Annotated in this window: 17 protein-coding genes; 10 read left to right on the forward strand and 7 right to left on the reverse strand. The window is 61.1% G+C overall.

Annotated elements, in window-relative coordinates:
* From NKI58_RS27465 to NKI58_RS27480, 4 genes are read left to right on the forward strand one after another with little or no spacing between them, the layout of a single operon-like run.
* Entirely contained in the window at nt 1-1,206 is a 1,206-nt protein-coding gene (locus tag NKI58_RS27465; RefSeq protein ID WP_352788114.1) for a CaiB/BaiF CoA transferase family protein, read from the forward strand.
* Between the two features lie 2 nt (nt 1,207-1,208).
* Nucleotides 1,209-1,997 (forward strand): enoyl-CoA hydratase/isomerase family protein, encoded by a 789-nt coding sequence (locus tag NKI58_RS27470; protein ID WP_352788116.1) that lies wholly within the window; start codon nt 1,209-1,211, stop codon nt 1,995-1,997.
* On the forward strand, nt 1,994-3,769 hold the full coding sequence (locus tag NKI58_RS27475) for a CoA-transferase (protein ID WP_352827431.1): 1,776 nt from the start codon (nt 1,994-1,996) through the stop codon (nt 3,767-3,769). The genes NKI58_RS27470 and NKI58_RS27475 overlap by 4 nt, the downstream gene beginning before the upstream one ends.
* A gap of 11 nt (nt 3,770-3,780) precedes the next feature.
* Entirely contained in the window at nt 3,781-4,614 is an 834-nt protein-coding gene (locus tag NKI58_RS27480) for an SMP-30/gluconolactonase/LRE family protein (protein ID WP_352827433.1), read from the forward strand.
* A gap of 25 nt (nt 4,615-4,639) precedes the next feature.
* Here NKI58_RS27480 and NKI58_RS27485 read toward each other — a convergent pair whose 3' ends face one another.
* The gene (locus NKI58_RS27485; RefSeq protein WP_352788126.1) at nt 4,640-4,969 is read right to left on the reverse strand and encodes an antibiotic biosynthesis monooxygenase family protein; all 330 of its coding nucleotides are present in this window, start codon (nt 4,967-4,969) and stop codon (nt 4,640-4,642) included.
* Between the two features lie 156 nt (nt 4,970-5,125).
* Nucleotides 5,126-5,650: an EF-hand domain-containing protein gene (locus NKI58_RS27490; protein WP_352788129.1), complete on the reverse strand. Its 525-nt coding sequence runs from the start codon at nt 5,648-5,650 to the stop codon at nt 5,126-5,128.
* 168 nt (nt 5,651-5,818) lie between these two features.
* Here NKI58_RS27490 and NKI58_RS27495 point away from each other — a divergent pair, with 168 nt between their 5' ends.
* On the forward strand, nt 5,819-6,085 hold the full coding sequence (locus NKI58_RS27495) for a DUF3606 domain-containing protein (protein WP_352473022.1): 267 nt from the start codon (nt 5,819-5,821) through the stop codon (nt 6,083-6,085).
* Nucleotides 6,086-6,118: 33 nt separating this feature from the next.
* Here the strand turns inward: NKI58_RS27495 and NKI58_RS27500 are convergent, their stop codons facing one another.
* Together NKI58_RS27500 and NKI58_RS27505 are read right to left on the reverse strand one after the other, a co-directional pair.
* A complete protein-coding gene (locus tag NKI58_RS27500; protein ID WP_352788132.1) occupies nt 6,119-6,667 on the reverse strand; it encodes a DNA-3-methyladenine glycosylase in 549 nt (182 codons plus the stop codon).
* Nucleotides 6,668-6,761: 94 nt separating this feature from the next.
* Nucleotides 6,762-7,091 (reverse strand): hypothetical protein, encoded by a 330-nt coding sequence (locus NKI58_RS27505; protein WP_352788135.1) that lies wholly within the window; start codon nt 7,089-7,091, stop codon nt 6,762-6,764.
* Between the two features lie 227 nt (nt 7,092-7,318).
* Between NKI58_RS27505 and NKI58_RS27510 the strand changes: the two genes are divergently transcribed.
* From NKI58_RS27510 to NKI58_RS27520, 3 genes are all read left to right on the forward strand, one after another.
* Nucleotides 7,319-7,846: a metallophosphoesterase gene (locus NKI58_RS27510; RefSeq protein ID WP_352449516.1), complete on the forward strand. Its 528-nt coding sequence runs from the start codon at nt 7,319-7,321 to the stop codon at nt 7,844-7,846.
* A 50-nt stretch (nt 7,847-7,896) separates the two neighbouring features.
* Entirely contained in the window at nt 7,897-9,192 is a 1,296-nt protein-coding gene (locus NKI58_RS27515) for a cytochrome P450 (RefSeq protein WP_352788139.1), read from the forward strand.
* A 73-nt stretch (nt 9,193-9,265) separates the two neighbouring features.
* Nucleotides 9,266-9,580 (forward strand): hypothetical protein, encoded by a 315-nt coding sequence (locus NKI58_RS27520; protein ID WP_352788155.1) that lies wholly within the window; start codon nt 9,266-9,268, stop codon nt 9,578-9,580.
* A 98-nt stretch (nt 9,581-9,678) separates the two neighbouring features.
* On the opposite strand, the gene NKI58_RS27525 is transcribed toward NKI58_RS27520, so the two are convergent.
* The 3 genes from NKI58_RS27525 to NKI58_RS27535 form a co-directional block, all read right to left on the reverse strand.
* On the reverse strand, nt 9,679-9,912 hold the full coding sequence (locus NKI58_RS27525; RefSeq protein ID WP_352691365.1) for a hypothetical protein: 234 nt from the start codon (nt 9,910-9,912) through the stop codon (nt 9,679-9,681).
* A gap of 37 nt (nt 9,913-9,949) precedes the next feature.
* The gene (locus NKI58_RS27530) at nt 9,950-10,159 is read right to left on the reverse strand and encodes a hypothetical protein (protein ID WP_352474763.1); all 210 of its coding nucleotides are present in this window, start codon (nt 10,157-10,159) and stop codon (nt 9,950-9,952) included.
* A gap of 274 nt (nt 10,160-10,433) precedes the next feature.
* Nucleotides 10,434-11,423, reverse strand: a complete 990-nt coding sequence (locus NKI58_RS27535; RefSeq protein ID WP_352788142.1) for a DUF2332 domain-containing protein — start codon at nt 11,421-11,423, stop codon at nt 10,434-10,436.
* Between the two features lie 519 nt (nt 11,424-11,942).
* Here NKI58_RS27535 and NKI58_RS27540 point away from each other — a divergent pair.
* Together NKI58_RS27540 and NKI58_RS27545 are read left to right on the forward strand one after the other, a co-directional pair.
* Nucleotides 11,943-14,102, forward strand: coding sequence for a DEAD/DEAH box helicase (locus tag NKI58_RS27540; protein WP_352788145.1), 2,160 nt, complete (start codon nt 11,943-11,945; stop codon nt 14,100-14,102).
* The gene (locus NKI58_RS27545; RefSeq protein WP_352788148.1) at nt 14,095-14,793 is read left to right on the forward strand and encodes a DUF2290 domain-containing protein; all 699 of its coding nucleotides are present in this window, start codon (nt 14,095-14,097) and stop codon (nt 14,791-14,793) included. The genes NKI58_RS27540 and NKI58_RS27545 overlap by 8 nt, the downstream gene beginning before the upstream one ends.
* Nucleotides 14,794-15,168: the final 375 nt, after the last annotated feature.

Below are 15,168 nucleotides of genomic sequence, written 5' to 3' on the forward strand. Positions count from 1 at the left end.
ATGAACAAAGCCCTCGAAGGCGTCCGCATTCTCGATTTCAGCCATCTGCTGCAAGGGCCGTTCGCCACGCAGCTGCTCGGCGACATGGGCGCCGACATCATCAAGATCGAGCGTGCCGGTGCCGGCGACATGTTCCGCGGCATGACCTTCTTCGCCAAATGGGTCGGCGGCTCCGAAAGCCCGAATTTCCTCGCCTGGAACCGCAACAAGCGCTCCATCGCGCTCAACCTGAAAAGTCGCAAGGTGCATGCCATCATCATGGACATGGCCAAGAAGGCGGATGTGGTGGTGCAGAATTTCCGCCCCGGCGTGCTCGCCAGGCTCGGCTATGGCTACGAGGATTTCAGGGCGGTCAATCCCGCCATCATCTATTGCTCGGGCTCCGGCTATGGCGAGGAAGGCCCCTATGTCGAGCGTCCCGGCCAGGACATGCTGATCCAGGGTTTGTCCGGGCTGATTTCCAACACCGGCCGCGGCGACCAGGCGCCTGTTCCGGCCGGCGCCGGCCTCGCCGACCAGATCGGCGCCATGAACATGGTCTACGGCATCTTGTCGGCGCTCTACTATCGCGAGAAGACCGGCAAGGGCCAGAAGATCGAGGTCAATCTGCTCGCCGGCATGCTGGCGCATCTCAATCAGGAATATGTCGCCGTGCTCAATCTCGGCGAGGATTTCGTGCGCCCGAATTCCGGCATCGGCCACCCCGGCATGCAGGCGCCGTTCGGTGTCTATGAAGCGAAGGACGGCGGCTATGTGTCGATCGCCATGAGCCCGTTCAAGACGCTGTATGAAGTGCTGGAGGCGCCGCAGCTTGCTGTCTACGACGATCTGAAGACGCTGTTCGACAGGCGCGACGAGGTGTTCGACAAGGTCAACGCCGAAACCAGGAAGTTTGCCACGCAGGACCTGCTGGCGCGGCTGCTGGCAGCCGACATCTGGTGTGCCGAGGTGAAGGACATAAGGCGCGCAGCCGAGGACCCGCAGGTCAAGCACCTGGGCATGATCACCAGCTACGATCATCCGCGCGGCGGCAAGGTCAGGGTGGTCGCGCCGGCGGTCAAGATGAGCGAGACGCCGGCTACCATAGAACGGCCGGCGCCGCTGGTCGGCCAGCATGGCCGCGAGATACTGGCCGAGTTCGGCCTCTCCAGCGGCGAGATTGCAGCGCTTGAGGCGTCCGGCGACATGACCGTGGATGCTGTCTGACGATGAGCGTTTACCAGACACTCAGCTTGGAAATATCCAGGCGCGTCGCAGTCGTCACCTTCCGGCGCGCCGATCAGCTCAACGCCATGAACCGGCTGATGCAAAGCGAGATCACCGAGGTTTTCGAGGCGCTGTCGCAGGATGACAGCGTTGGCGCGATCGTGGTGACAGGCGAGGGGCGCGGCTTCATGGCCGGCGCCGACATCAAGGAATACGCTGCCCAGACAGCTATCGAGTTCGACGCCTTCCAGGCCGCCGGCACGCGCATGTATGCGGCGGTCGAGAACAACCGCAAGCCGGTCATCGCCGCGGTCAACGGCTTTGCGCTCGGCGGCGGCATGGAGCTGGTGCTGTGCTGCGCCATCGTCATCGCCAACCAGTTCGCGAAGCTCGGCCTGCCCGAGATCAAGCTCGGGCTGGTCCCCGGCGGCGGCGGCACCCAGCGCAGCGTCCAGAAGCTCGGCCGCAACCGCGCCAATTTTCTGCTGATGACCGGCGCCATCGTGCCGGCTTCCGAGTTCGTCGGCGCCGGTCTGGTCAACGAGATCGTCGATGCCGAAAGGCTGATGCCGCGGGTGCTGGAACTCGCCGAGATGATCGCCGCCGAACCGGCCGCAGCGATCGAAGGGCTGAAAGCGCTGACCGCGCATGCCGTGTCGGACGATCTGGCCGAAGGCCTTGCCATGGAGCGCGACATTCTGGGCGGGCTTTATCGCAGCCAGATCGGACAGCAGCGGGTGAAGGCGTTCGCGGAAAAGAGTGCCGCGCGGGCGAAGAAGGCCGGGCAATGATCTCCCTGGTCAAGCCGAACCGGCCGCGCTTCACCGACGTCGAAGGGCTGGCGGCGATGGTCGGCGGCGGCGGCGTCTTCGGTGTCGGTGGCCATCATTTTGCCCGGCTGCCGATCGCCTTGTTGCGGGCCATCGCCCGCTTGGGCGTCAAGGATCTTCGCTATGTCTGCTGGGCCGGCGGCCTGCCGCTCGAACTGCTTCTCGAAGCGAATGCCGTGGCGGAGGTCGATATCTGCTTTTCCAGCCTCGATATTTTTGGCTTGCCGCCGCGCTTCCGCGCGGCTGCCGAGACCAATGCCGTGCCGGTCCGCGACTGGACGGCGCTGGCCATGATCCAGGCGCTGCGGGCGGGGCAGCAGAACCTGCCGTTGATGCCGTTTCAGCTTCCGGAGGGTTCGGACATGCTGGCGCGCGTGCCGGGTGCGATCGCCGCGCCCGATCCGATCGCGGGAATCACGACCGGGATCATCCCGGCCTTGCGGCTCGATACGTTCGTCGTCCATGCCCAGCGTGCCGACGAGAGCGGCAATGTCCAGATCATCGGACCACGGGCGCTGGATTTCGCCATGGCCGGCGCGGCGCGCGAGGTGCTGGTGACGGTCGAGGAGATCGTCCCGGTCGGAGCGCTGCGGCATAATGGTCGGCAGAGCATTTTGACCCGCAACCAGGTGTCGGCGATCGCGCTGGCACCAGGCGGCGCCTATCCCGCCTCCTGCCTGCCATTCTATGTGACGGATTATCAAGCGTTGGCGGGGGCGTTCGCGGCCAAGGAAATACCTTTGTCGGACAGCCTGAGCATGCCTTCGGAAGGCGTGCCGGAGCGGGTTCAAGACGCTGCAAAAGTCCGCGCTGAAACAGTCCTCGCAATGCCCAGGCTCGTGCACGGCAACAAGGAGGCGTCCATCGACGAGATCATCGCCGCCCGCATCGCCGCTGAGCTCGACAATGAGAGCTTTGCCAGTGCCGGCGCGGTGTCGCCGCTCGCCAATGTCGCCTACCGGCTGGCCAAAGCGACGCACGCGCCGGACATGATCATCGCCACCATGAGTTGCGGCCATCTCGACATAGCACCGAGCCCGATGATCCTGTCGCTGATCGAAAGCCTCGATTGCGAGACGGCGGTGGCGCATGCCGGCGGCGACGACACCTATTCGACCTACTACCAGGCCGGCGCGGTGACGCATGAGATCGTCGGTGCCGCGCAGGTCGACCGCCGTGGGCGCGTCAACACCATTGCGCTGCGCAAGCGTGACGGCAGCCTTATCCGGCTGCCCGGGCAAGGCGGCATGGCCGACGTCGCCAACATGCATCGCGATTATCTGCTCTACGTCCCCCGCCATTCCGTGCAGTCGCTGGTCGAGACGGTCGAGATTGCCAGCTCGGCGCGCGGCCTGTTGACTGAGGCCGAACGCGAGCCGATGGGCTATCGGACCGGCGCGGCATTGGTGTTCACCGACCTTTGCGTGTTTCGGCTCGACGGGGAGAGCCGGCAATTGGCCGTCATCGAGACCATGCCGGGCGTGACGCGCCAGCAGCTCCAGGATGCCACCGGCTTTGCCCTGACATTCGATGCCGATTGCCGCGAAGTTGCGCTACCCTCGAACGAGACGCTCGACATCCTGCGGAACCGCATCGACCCGCTCGGCCTGCGACGCCTCGAATTCGTCAGCGCCAGGGAGCGCAGCGCCCTGATCGCCGAGATCCTGGCCACCGACCGGCGGATGGTCGAGCGCTGCATCGCCGCACAGCGGTCGCATACTGCACCGGATTGAAGGGGGTGCGCATGGCAAAGCCGTTGCTCGAAATGTCGGCCGCGAGGGTCTTCTTCGATGGCATCTTCACCAGCCCGCGCGTCGCCCATCCGGAAGGCGTGGCCATCCATCGCGACGCCTCGATCTGGTGCGGCACCGAAACCGGCGACCTGCTGCGCCTCGCCGCCGATGGCAGCTCGGTCGAACGCATGGGCGGTACGGAGGGCTTTCTGCTCGGCATCGCCTTCGATAGCGCGGGAAACTGTTTTGCATGCGATTTGAGACATTCGGCGATCTTTCGCTGGGATGCCGCGACGGCTGGTATGCTACGCTTCGCCTCGGCCGGCATCCGCGTGCCGAACTATCCGATCGTCGACGAGACACGCGGCTGGCTCTACGTGTCGGACAGCGTAGGCGAAGACAACCGCTCCGGCATTTTTCGCTATGATTTGAACACCGGCAAAGGCGGCCTGTGGTGCCGCGAGACCATGGCCTTCGCCAACGGCATGGCGATGGCGCCGGGTGGCGATGGGCTTTACGTCGTGGAAAGCCATGCGGCCTGCCTCAGCTATGTGCCGATCCGTGCCGACGGCACGGCAGGGTCTCGCCAGCTCGTTGTGGAGGGCGTGAACAACGTTCCCGATGGCGTCGCCTTCGCACCGGACGGGTCGCTGTTCATCTCTTGCTACGAGCCGAGCCGCATCTACCGCTGGCGAAAGGATAGCGGGCTCGAGGTGGTGATCGAGGATCCGGCGGCAACGACGCTCGCCCACCCCACCAACATCGCCTTCAAGGGCGACAAGCTCTACACCGCAAATCTCGGCCGCTGGCACATCACCGAAATCGACTTGACGGCGATTTCTTAGATCGGCCGAACCGGGCGGCGCTGCCCTATCCCAGCAACCCGTGACTCGATCGGATGCGCAACACCTGCACCCGCGACGGCAACTCGATCAGGAACTCTTCGTCCCGCTCGAGATGGTGGATTTTCGTCGGATCGCCGCCGGTGAAGGCCGCCATCGCCTCGACATTTTCCCAATAGGAAATCGTCACGAATTCCGAATGGGTCGGCGTGTCCTCGCGAAAGGTCTGCACGCCCAGCGCCTTCTCGATCAGCGGCTTGATGCCGGCTTGATAGTTGTAGCTCTCATAGGCGTCAGCCTTCTCAGGCAAGGTTCTGCCGCGCCAGACACGGGCGATGGTTGGAGTTTTCTCTGTCATGGCCATTGAATTCCTGCTGTCTCGAATCGTTCCGACCCGGCATTCGGCTTGGCAAGGCCAGCCAGGGAATGCATCTGCCAGCGACGGTTTTCGCCCTCCCCGGTCGTTATAGGGGGCGCCGCCTCAGCTAGGGCCTCCTTGCCGACCGTAGGAGACTTACTCCTGATCCTCGGCGCCTGCTCCGTGGAAGAAGGACCGGATTTCCTGCATGTCGACGCTGCCGTCACCGTCCTCATCGACGGCGTTGAATATTCGCCCGACGAAATCCTGGACTTCGCTCTGAGAAAGCGCGCCATCGCCGTCCGCATCTACTATGGCGAACATCATTCGCATCCTCGCGCCATGCATCCCGCGTGCAATGCCACCGCGGCCTCCCATCTCCCAACCTCGGTCAGGCGGGCCCATCCTGTAGCCGCGATGCCAGCGGTCGGGACCTCGCCGTTCTGCCCGGGGCGCGCGATCTTCCTGCATTCTCTCTTCCAGCATCTCGGTCATCATCTGGCGCATCATATCGCGCATGGTGTCCTGGCTCTGCCCGCTCATTGCGGGCGACTGTTCGGCGCCATTCCCCGGTGCCGGTGCCGGCGCTGCGGGCGCAGGTGGGCTCGTCTGGCCGAATGCCGGCGCGGCCAACATGGCCAGCGCCGCGGCAATTACAGTGGTTTTGCTTGCGAGCGTCATCGTAATCTCCATCGTGTGAATTGTGGGCCGCTGCATCCAAGCCAAACCGGCTGCTCGCCTCATGGTTCCTGGGCAGTCGGCTCGACGGCGCAAAAGTCCGCCTGGTCGCGGCAACGAAAGCCGCTTGCTCACGTTGCCATTGATGCAAAGCTCCACCAGGAGGAAAAAATGGCCGACGATAAGAGCAAGCGAGATTTCCGCGAGCGCGACCGCGTTGCTGCGGAAGACGACCGTGAAGTCGAGTATTTTGCCCAACAGAACGGCATCACCGCCGACCAGGTCCGTCAGTTGATCAAGAGCTTCGGCAATGATCGCGGCCGGCTGACCGTAGCCGCGAAGGCGTTGCGAGGGATTTCACCTGCCGGAGCCGACGAGGTGACCAGGGAAGCCCGCCAGCAGGCGACACCCATGCATCTCGGTAAACCCGACGAGTGATGCCAGGCAACTGCTCTGCCGCTGCCGCGGGTATCAGAACTTGCGGCTCAGATAATCCGAGTCGCGCAGTCCGAACCGCCACTCGGCATCGACAGCCTTGGAAATGCCGATCCGGCGGCCTGTCAGAACGGCGCTGGCGTCGCCCGGCTGCCTGAATTCGAATGGCGGCAGGTCCAGCGGCAGCCCGTCATGGGATTTGTCGATTGCCAGCGCCTGGCAAAGGCGACCCGGTCCCGAACAAAGCAGCCGGGGATCGTCAACGCCGCGATTGGCCCGCATCACCTCCAGCCCTAATCGCGGTTCGATTGCGCGGATAAGCACGGCACTGCCGGGCAGGCAGACGGCATTGAGGCACCAATGCAGGCCATAGGAGCGATAGACATACGCGCTGCCAGGGGCGCCGAACATTGCGCCGTTGCGCACCGTCCTGCCACCGAAAGCATGTGAAGCCGGGTCATCCGGGCGATAGGCCTCGGTCTCGACGATGATGCCGCCAACGCCGTGCAAAAGCAGCATGGCGCCGATCATGTCGCGCGCTACGATGGCGGCGTCTCGAGCAAAGAATTGATGGGTGGTGGTCATTGTGCGGCAGACTCGATCGCGCCTGGACCTGGCGCGTCAGCAAGTTCCCGGACCGGACACGAAATGTCCAGCCACAGCTCTCGGATGAAGGTATTCAGCGCAGCATGGCTGCGCCGATGAAAACCGCCGCGGCCAGCACGACGATGGCGGCAATCACCAGCACCGGCCAATATCTGCTCGGTTGGACGTCGGGCTCATCCGTCAGCGGGCGCATCGCATTGGCATAGCTCGCCTGGTTGGTAAACTTCGGCGTTTCATGGCGCGCGGCAGGGCTCTTCGGCGGAGCGTTGCCGGCTGATTCAGCGTCGGTCTCCATGGGAGCCGCAGCCGGATCGATGCCCGGGGTCTTGTCCCCTTCGCGCCCGGCGTCGATATCGCCCCGCGCCTGAGCCGGGCTTCGCCCAAGAGGTGCTGCGTCGGTCATCGTCGAGGTCCTTTCAGAGCATCGGCGTCAAGCATTCTAACCTGCGTCTCATTTCAAAGTTCCGCCGTTTCAAAATTCCCCCTTTTTGAAGTTCCGACGAGCGGGAATTGCCTAGGCCTGCTTCCAGGAACAACTGGCGATCGAGCGGGTTGAGCAAGCATCGGGAGAGCCACATGGACTTGGTGCGCCACGCGCCCAGATCGGCAGTTCGAAACAGGCTCCAGCGCATGATCTACTTCACCGCCGACACGCATTTCAGCGACCCGCGCATTTTGCGCATCGACCGCCGCCCGTTCGGCTCGCTGGCGGAACATGACCGGTCGCTCATTGCGTTCTGGAACGAGACTGTCGGGCCGGACGACGAGGTCTGGCATCTCGGCGATTTTGCCAGGGGATCGGCCGCGTTCGTGTCGTCGCTTCTGGCGTCTCTTCATGGCAGCAAGCATTTGATCATCGGCAACAACGATGCTGCGGCCACCATCGAGGCCACGGGTTGGGCGAGCACGCAACACTACAAGGAGCTGGCGCTCGACGGCAGCCTGCTGATCCTTTGCCACTACCCTTTTCGCACCTGGAACCAGATCGGCAGGAAATCGATCGACCTGCATGGCCATTCCCACGGCAGGCTGACCCCGGTCACGCGCCAGTATGACGTCGGCGTCGACAGCTGGGCTTTTCGTCCGGTCACGCTGACCACCATCCTTGCCAGCCGCGGCCGAAGGGCGGCGCGGCAAAGCCGTCAAAAAGTCGAGTGATCGAAAGTGCCGGCCGTTCGTTGAGGAATTTCAACGCCAGGGAGCACGCCATGAACAGACGTGAACTGATCGATGCCGATGGCGGCAATCATGCCGCAAAACCCATTCCGCGCGCCGCGTTCGACAGCACCTTGGCCCTGCTGCGCGAAGGCTATGACTTCATTTCGGTCCGCTGCCGGCGCATGAACACCGACATCTTTGCCACGCGCCTGATGCTGCGGCCGGCAATCTGCGTTCGCGGTGCCGAGGCTGCCGAGATGTTTTATGGCGGCGACCACTTCACCCGAATTGGTGCGATGCCGCAGACCACGCTGCGGCTGCTGCAGGACAAGGGCAGCGTCCAGGCGCTCGACGGCGCCGCTCACCGCCACCGCAAGGCGCTTTTCCTGTCGATCCTGTTGGATGGTGACCAGATCGAGCGGCTCCGCGCAACCTTCCGTCGCGCCTGGCTCGACCAGCTGGAAGACTGGCAGCGGCGTGACGAGATCGTCCTGTTCGACGCCGTAAATCTCGTCCTGACCCAGGCGACAGCGGCTTGGGCCGGCATCCCCGCCGACAAGGATCGCGCCGAACTCTGCCGCGAGCTCAGCGGCATGGTCGAGAACGCCGGCGGCATCGGGCCGTCGACCATGCTGGCGCTGTGGCGGCGACGCCGGACCGAACGCACTATCGGCGAGCTTGTACGGCGCGTTCGAAGCGGCGCGCTTGATTTGCCGGCAAACAGCCCGGTCCGCCTCGTCAGCGAATATGTCGATGCCGAGGGAATGCCGCTCGATCTTGCCAGTGCTGCGGTCGAGATCATCAACATCATCCGGCCGGTTGTCGCCATCGGCCGCTTCATCATGTTTGCGGCGCTGGCGCTTCACCAGCACCGCCAATGGTACGATAAGTTCGCCGCCGGCGATGACGACGGGCTGGAAGCCTTCGCCGAGGAGGTTCGCCGGCTCTATCCGTTCTTCCCGTTCATCGGCGGCCGCGCCCGCCACCCCTTCGAATGGAAGGGCTACCGCTTCGGCAAAGGCGACTGGGTTCTGCTCGACCTGCACGGCACCAACCACGATCGCCGCCTGTTTGTGGAGCCGGACCGATTTATCCCGGAGCGCGGCTTGAGCTGGAAAACCCACGGCTTCGACTTCATCCCGCATGGCGGCGGAGATCCGGCGACTACCCATCGCTGCCCCGGAGAAGCCGTCACCGTCGCGCTGATCATGGAAGCGGTTCGCCTGCTGACGCGGTCGATGGCCTACCAGGTGCCTGATCAGGATATGACCGTCTCGCTTGCCCGCATGCCGGCGCGGCCGAAATCCGGGTTCAGGATAGATAATGTGCGGCGAAAATCCGGCTGAAAGGCTGCCGGTCGAACCGGAACCTCTGCGGAGCTGAGGCGTTCGAAAATTGCAAGGCGTAAAGGCAAACGCAATGGCTCAGAAGATCACGACAGGCGCGAACGACCGGCCGCGCAATGAAACCATCGGCCAATCCGGCGAAGGCCTGCCGGACGACAGCAGCAGGCCGCTCGAGGTCGACGAAGGCCGGGTCGCCCGGCTGAGAAACAAGCTGCAGGGCAACCCCCGGCAAGCCGGTCAGACCAACACGGACGACGTCCCGGCAGGCACTCCAGGCGCTGGCGAGAATATTTGCCGCCGCTGTGCAGGGTCAGGCATGATCGACGGCCGCACCTGCCCCGAATGCGGCGGAACCGGCAAGGTGACGACGCCGATAGGCGGAGGCTGAGCAATTCCAGGAAAAGTGTGAAGCGGTTTTCCGTCCGGTATTTGCGTCAAACAATAAGATAGACCGGTTCTGCGTTTCCCCGGAACGTCCAGCGCCGGTCAGATCGCCGGCACCCACTTCCAGAACACGCCTTCCTTGCGTTCGGGGTAGTGCTTGAACTCGCATTCGAAGCGCCAACCGTAAGTCTTGGCGGCGGCAAGCGCCTCCTTGCTGACCGGGTTCATGCCCGTTCCCGGCGCGAACCAGTCCTCCAGCAAATCGTCGGGTACGTAGGCGCCGATCCTCAAAGGCAGCTTTTCGAGAACGACATCCATTTCGGGTGGTGCGGGCACGGCGCGCTCCTTTGAAACCTACCCGCGAAGAGGCCGTTCAACGCCAAGCGGGTTCATTCTTCTGTTCATAGTCCTGGAACGCCTTCTGGAGACCGCCGATCACCTCGGCGGACGTCTCGAACATCGCCTTGAGCTGCGGCTCATCGACCTTCTCGATGTCCTCGCGAAGGTGCTGCTTCACCTCCTCCAACTTTTTCTGCATTTTCTGCGTGTGGTGGCGCGGATCGCGGTCGGCAGCGCTAGTCATGATCAATCTCCAATTTGTGGGTCTCGGAGAACTCGCCCGGCTCTGAGGATCGAGAGGCGGGTTTGCAGCGTAAACGGCTTGCCGATAGCTGTGGTTCCCGACTGCGGATGCGGTCTTCGCGCGCCCAGCGCGCCGTTCCTTCGTTCAACCGCCCGGTAGCAAGTCCGAAGGGCGCTTGCCGCGAATTCAAGACGCAAGCAGTGGCAAACGAGCATAGATGAAACTGACAACGGATGGCGTCTCTGGCCAAGGACGGCAACCCACCACCTATAGCCTACGCCTCGTCCGCGATCCATTCGAGCGAGGCGCCATGCGGGTCAGTCCAAGCTACAGGGGAGCCGTTCGCAGATAGGAGGAAGCGGCCAGGCGGCCAGCTTGTTCCGGCGCGTGTGGCGATGGACGGGAAGACGCGAGGGAACTCGTTCGATACCCAATAAGGCGAGAGACGCATCGCCTGCTCGGCGAAAGCTTCTCTGTCACCAAGGTCGGAGACATAGTCGAGGACGGCTGTGTGAAAGATGACGAGTGTAGCGTCGTTTGGCGCTTCGTTGCAGAGTTGCACGAGGTCGCTCCCGCGCAGGTCGCCTTTCACCACCCGAGGCTTGACTGTGGCAGCGATCTTTAGGGCCGCCCGCAGATTGGCGAGCCGTGCTGTCTGTTCCGGCCAGACCAGTGTCTCAAGCCATGCGACTTGCGAGTCGTCCGAAGCATCTATCGGGCTCAGGTCCAATCCCGCCCGCCAGACGACTTGCGGCAAGGCCGTCGGCAATGGCGTTGTTTCGCTGGCGAGGCATCGGAAGACAGGCGGCTCCAAGGCCATCGCAGGTGCGCGGATCACCTTGCGTCCGTAGTCATAGCCGTAGAGGTCGGGCATGAGGCAGAGCCCTGCGGAGGTCCCGACCTCGATGAGGGCCAGCGGCTGCGGCAAACGCGCCAGGACGGGGAGCAGGGTGGCGCATCTTCCCGGCTCGTTGGTTTGCGTTGAGCGCTCGAGCATGAGCGAGCGGATAGCGTCGGGATTAGCCTGAAGCGCCTGGCGAAACTCGGTCCACCCTGTCGGCGTGCCGAACAGGTGACGCACCGCTGCAAGTAGAAGGTTCGGTTGCCGCTTTAGGTCCGGAAGAGTCGACAGGAAACCGAGCGCCTCCCGGTTCCCAGCGACTGCCCGAGCCAACTCCTCGTAGAGCGGCGAGCGACCGCGAGCTTCCGTATCGGCGAAGCGAATATATCGGGCTGAGATCTCGGCCAAGCCCTCCTCGTCCATATCCGCTGATCCTCGGTTCCGACGTCTCATCACAGTACACGATCCACGGATCTGATTGGAGCCAGGCCCGGCGTTTTTACACAGGCTTGACCCCTGCGGACTTGCCGCGGTCTCCTACTTAACCGTTGCGTTATGAGGCTGTGCGCAATCCAAAATCTGGGGAACTGTCCCTAATTGGTGTCTCACCCAGGGATGCGGTCCACCATGTCTCCGGTATAAACCGCGACCCATGTGTCCGGGCCGTACAATTTGAGATTTGGCGCACCCGACAGGAGACGCCCTGTCCAACCTAAAGCCATTGATCCCAATAGACTATTTAAGCAGCCGATCTTCCCGTGTGTACCACCAAAGCGCTCCGCTCGAAAGGAGGGTTGGCAAACATTGGGCCGTTCCTCAGCGCTGAACAAGAAAGAGGTGCCAGCAGTTGGATCGGCCCTATCCAATCGGCTATGGTGTGCCTTCAACTGCGGTCGCCTTGATGAGCGCTTGCAAATTTCAGAAAATCTGGGGAGCTTTAAGATGGCGCTCGACATACTCATAACCACCAACCGAATAGCAGGCGATCCTGCCGCCCGTTCTTTGATCGACCACATTAAAAAGCGGGCAAGCCATCTTGGGCTAGAAGACGCGGCGCTGTACTACGATTTTCCAACCTATGCAGACTATGAGACTGTTGCGCATAAGCCAGACGCGCTCTTGGTGTCACCTTCACACGGCATCATCGCGATAAAGTTCCTAAGAGATGGCGAGGACGCGTCAAACGACGAAATTGAGGCGCTAGACGAATCGCTGACGCAGTTTTGTAGCATCCTGATTGGCCGACTGTTGAAGAGTAAATCTCTTCGAGAGGGGATGTCATCACTAATATTTCCCGTGCTGCCGATCCTATACTTCACGGCAAAGCCGCCCGATGATTTGGAAATTGAATGTGAGACGGTCACCTCACTGGCCGGATTTGAGCAACTGCTTGCCAGCCAGCAACGGAATCCAATCCCCCAAGCTGCTACGGCTGAAACCCGTTCAGTGCTTGAGGGAGCGAAGGCCTTAAGCCGCCCAAAGCCCCGGAACATTAAAAACCCAGAAATTCAAAGGCCGGCTGCCGCGCTGCTCAAGCTGGAATTGGATATCGCGAATTTTGACCAACGGCAGCGACGAGCCGCGCTTGTGAATATTGATGGGCCACAACGGATCAGAGGATTGGCGGGCTCTGGCAAGACGATAATTCTCGCGATGAAGGCCGCCCATCTACATCTGACCAAACCATCGGAGCGAATTCTCGTCACCTTTTACACCCGCTCGCTCTACGCGTCCCTGAAGGGGCTTATCACCCGTTTCTTTCGCAACTTCAAAGACGAGGACCCCGACTGGACTAAAATTCACATTCGACACGGGTGGGGCGGTTTTTCGCGAGCCGGCACTTACGCTGATGCTTGCGCAAAACACGGCATACCGCCTCTCACATTTCCGGAGGCCCAAAAAGGCGCAATGTACATGAGAGCTAAGATGGGGGAGCGCATCGATCCGTTCGACTTTGCCTGCCGCGATCTAATCGCTCGGGTACAGATACGCCCCCAGTACGATCATATCCTGATTGATGAAGGGCAGGATTTTCCAAGCGGGTTTTATGAATTGTGTTTCGGCCTCGCAGCAGGAGAAAGAGATAAGAAGAATATTGTCTGGGCTTATGATGAGTTGCAGAACATATTGGACATACAGATACGTACGCCTGACCAATTGTTCGGCTTAGATCGTGATGGGCAGCCCCGAATTTCGTTGCCCCGGGCTGGCGCAAACTTGCCCGTCGATACCGACAACGATACCATTCTTCGCAAGTGCTATCGCAATCAGAGGGAGGTTCTGGTCACCGCTCACGCACTTGGCTTCGGCATCTATAATAATATCGTTCAGATGCTGGAGAGCCGAGAACATTGGGAAGATGTCGGGTATGATGTGCTCACGCCCGGTCCGCTTGTTGTAGGTCAGCCGGTCCTCATATCGCGACCTCCCACCAACAGTCCTCTTAACTTGTCGACGGATAGGGTTCCCCCAACAATTGAATGCCACATCGCGCCCAATTTTGAGGCTGAAGGCAGATGGATAGCAGAACAAGTTACCAGCTTTATCGAGGGCGGCCTTCAGCCAGAAGACTTGTTGGTCATAGCGCTAGATGACAAGGCGGCCAAATCGTACTTCAGAAAGCTATCATCGCTCCTTTCGGAAGCGGGTATCGCCTCCAACAATATTACTGCCGATCCCTACAATGAGCCGCCATTCACACTCCCGGGGAAAGTTACCCTATCGACTGTCTATCGCGCCAAAGGCAACGAGGCGGCAGTCGTTTTTGCAGCGGGCGTTGATGCCGTCACCATAGCTTCACGCTCGGGACGCAATAAGCTGTTTACAGCCTTCACGAGGACCAAGGCGTGGCTGCGGGTTTCGGGTGTTGGGGCGAACGCGAGTGTGGTTTGCAAGGAGATTCAGACAGCGTTAGCAAACTTTCCCAACTTGTCGTTCGTCATGCCAAACCTTCGACGGGTCGACACCATTCAACGCGATCTAAATCAGCGATCTATCAAGGCCAAGCAAATCAGAGAGGAATATCTCGGTAGGCTTCAAGCCGAAGGTTTTGAGATTGACGAGGCCGCGGACCTCCTTTCGCTGGAGGACCCGGATGAATAGACATGACGTGCAAACCGGAATTAGTCAGGCCTGGAAAATTGTTGATGAGCTAGGCCTTGGGCTCACCATCAGTGATCCGACACCCTTAGGTGTAAACGATGAGTTCCGGGATATTTGTCTGAAATCCAATGCTCCGTATGTTGATATCTATGAACTTGGTCTGAAGATATCTCACTACAATTTCAGTCTAACCGATTATTCCTATTTCCAATTTAGCTGGAGTAGCGAAGACAATGTGCGATATGCATTTTACCCGAACCCCTATCTTTCCGGTGACAGCGACGCCGTTGCAAAGGCCGCAAAATGGCAGGAACTTCTTGGCGCAGGTCTAATCAGCCATGAAGAATTTCTAGCGTATCTCCGCCACCGTCCTCCGGACGCCAGAATCCCTTTGATACGTTACGAAAATGCGCCAGCGCAATACAGCCGGTTCAACCATCCGTGCTCCCACATGCATATAGGTCGGCATGATGATAACCGATGGGCTGTAGATCGGTTGTTGACCCCCCAAGCCTTCGTCCTCTTCATCGTAAAGCAGTACTATGGCAGCACTTGGCGAGCACTGGCGAATGAGGATGAAGAGAACGGCAACGAGCTAGAGACGTTACTGATAAAGGCCAAGCAAGAATCTCGACAGATCGGTGATGACTTTTTCTTGCAGGCTGAGCGCCGCTCGTTTTTTTTGGGTTAGCGCTCTATCCAAACATGCCAACATTTGGCTCGGCCCAGGACAAGTGCGACGAACCAGAAGGGCGGAGCAGGGCGGCGCGACTATGTTGAGGTTGGCTCGGAAGGGGACGTCACGCTCATTCGCTTGCTAGCGGTTGCCCAACAGGGTGAAATGGTTAAGCAGCAAGGGGATCATCACGACCTAAGGGCCGCAGCACTCACCATCGTGGGCGGCCCGCCCAGCGCCGTACGGGGAGGAGGGAGGCCTTAGCCGAGGCATTCAACTCCTACGACCAGAACGCATTGAAGTGGGTACCCATCCGGTGAAGACCGCAGACGTGTATCCGGCGGCCATGAGGACCTGAGCACCGCGGTGCCGGCGTCAAGTTTTTGATGG

The organism is Mesorhizobium sp. M0522 (assembly GCF_040321085.1).
Classification (GTDB): Bacteria; Pseudomonadota; Alphaproteobacteria; order Rhizobiales; family Rhizobiaceae; genus Mesorhizobium.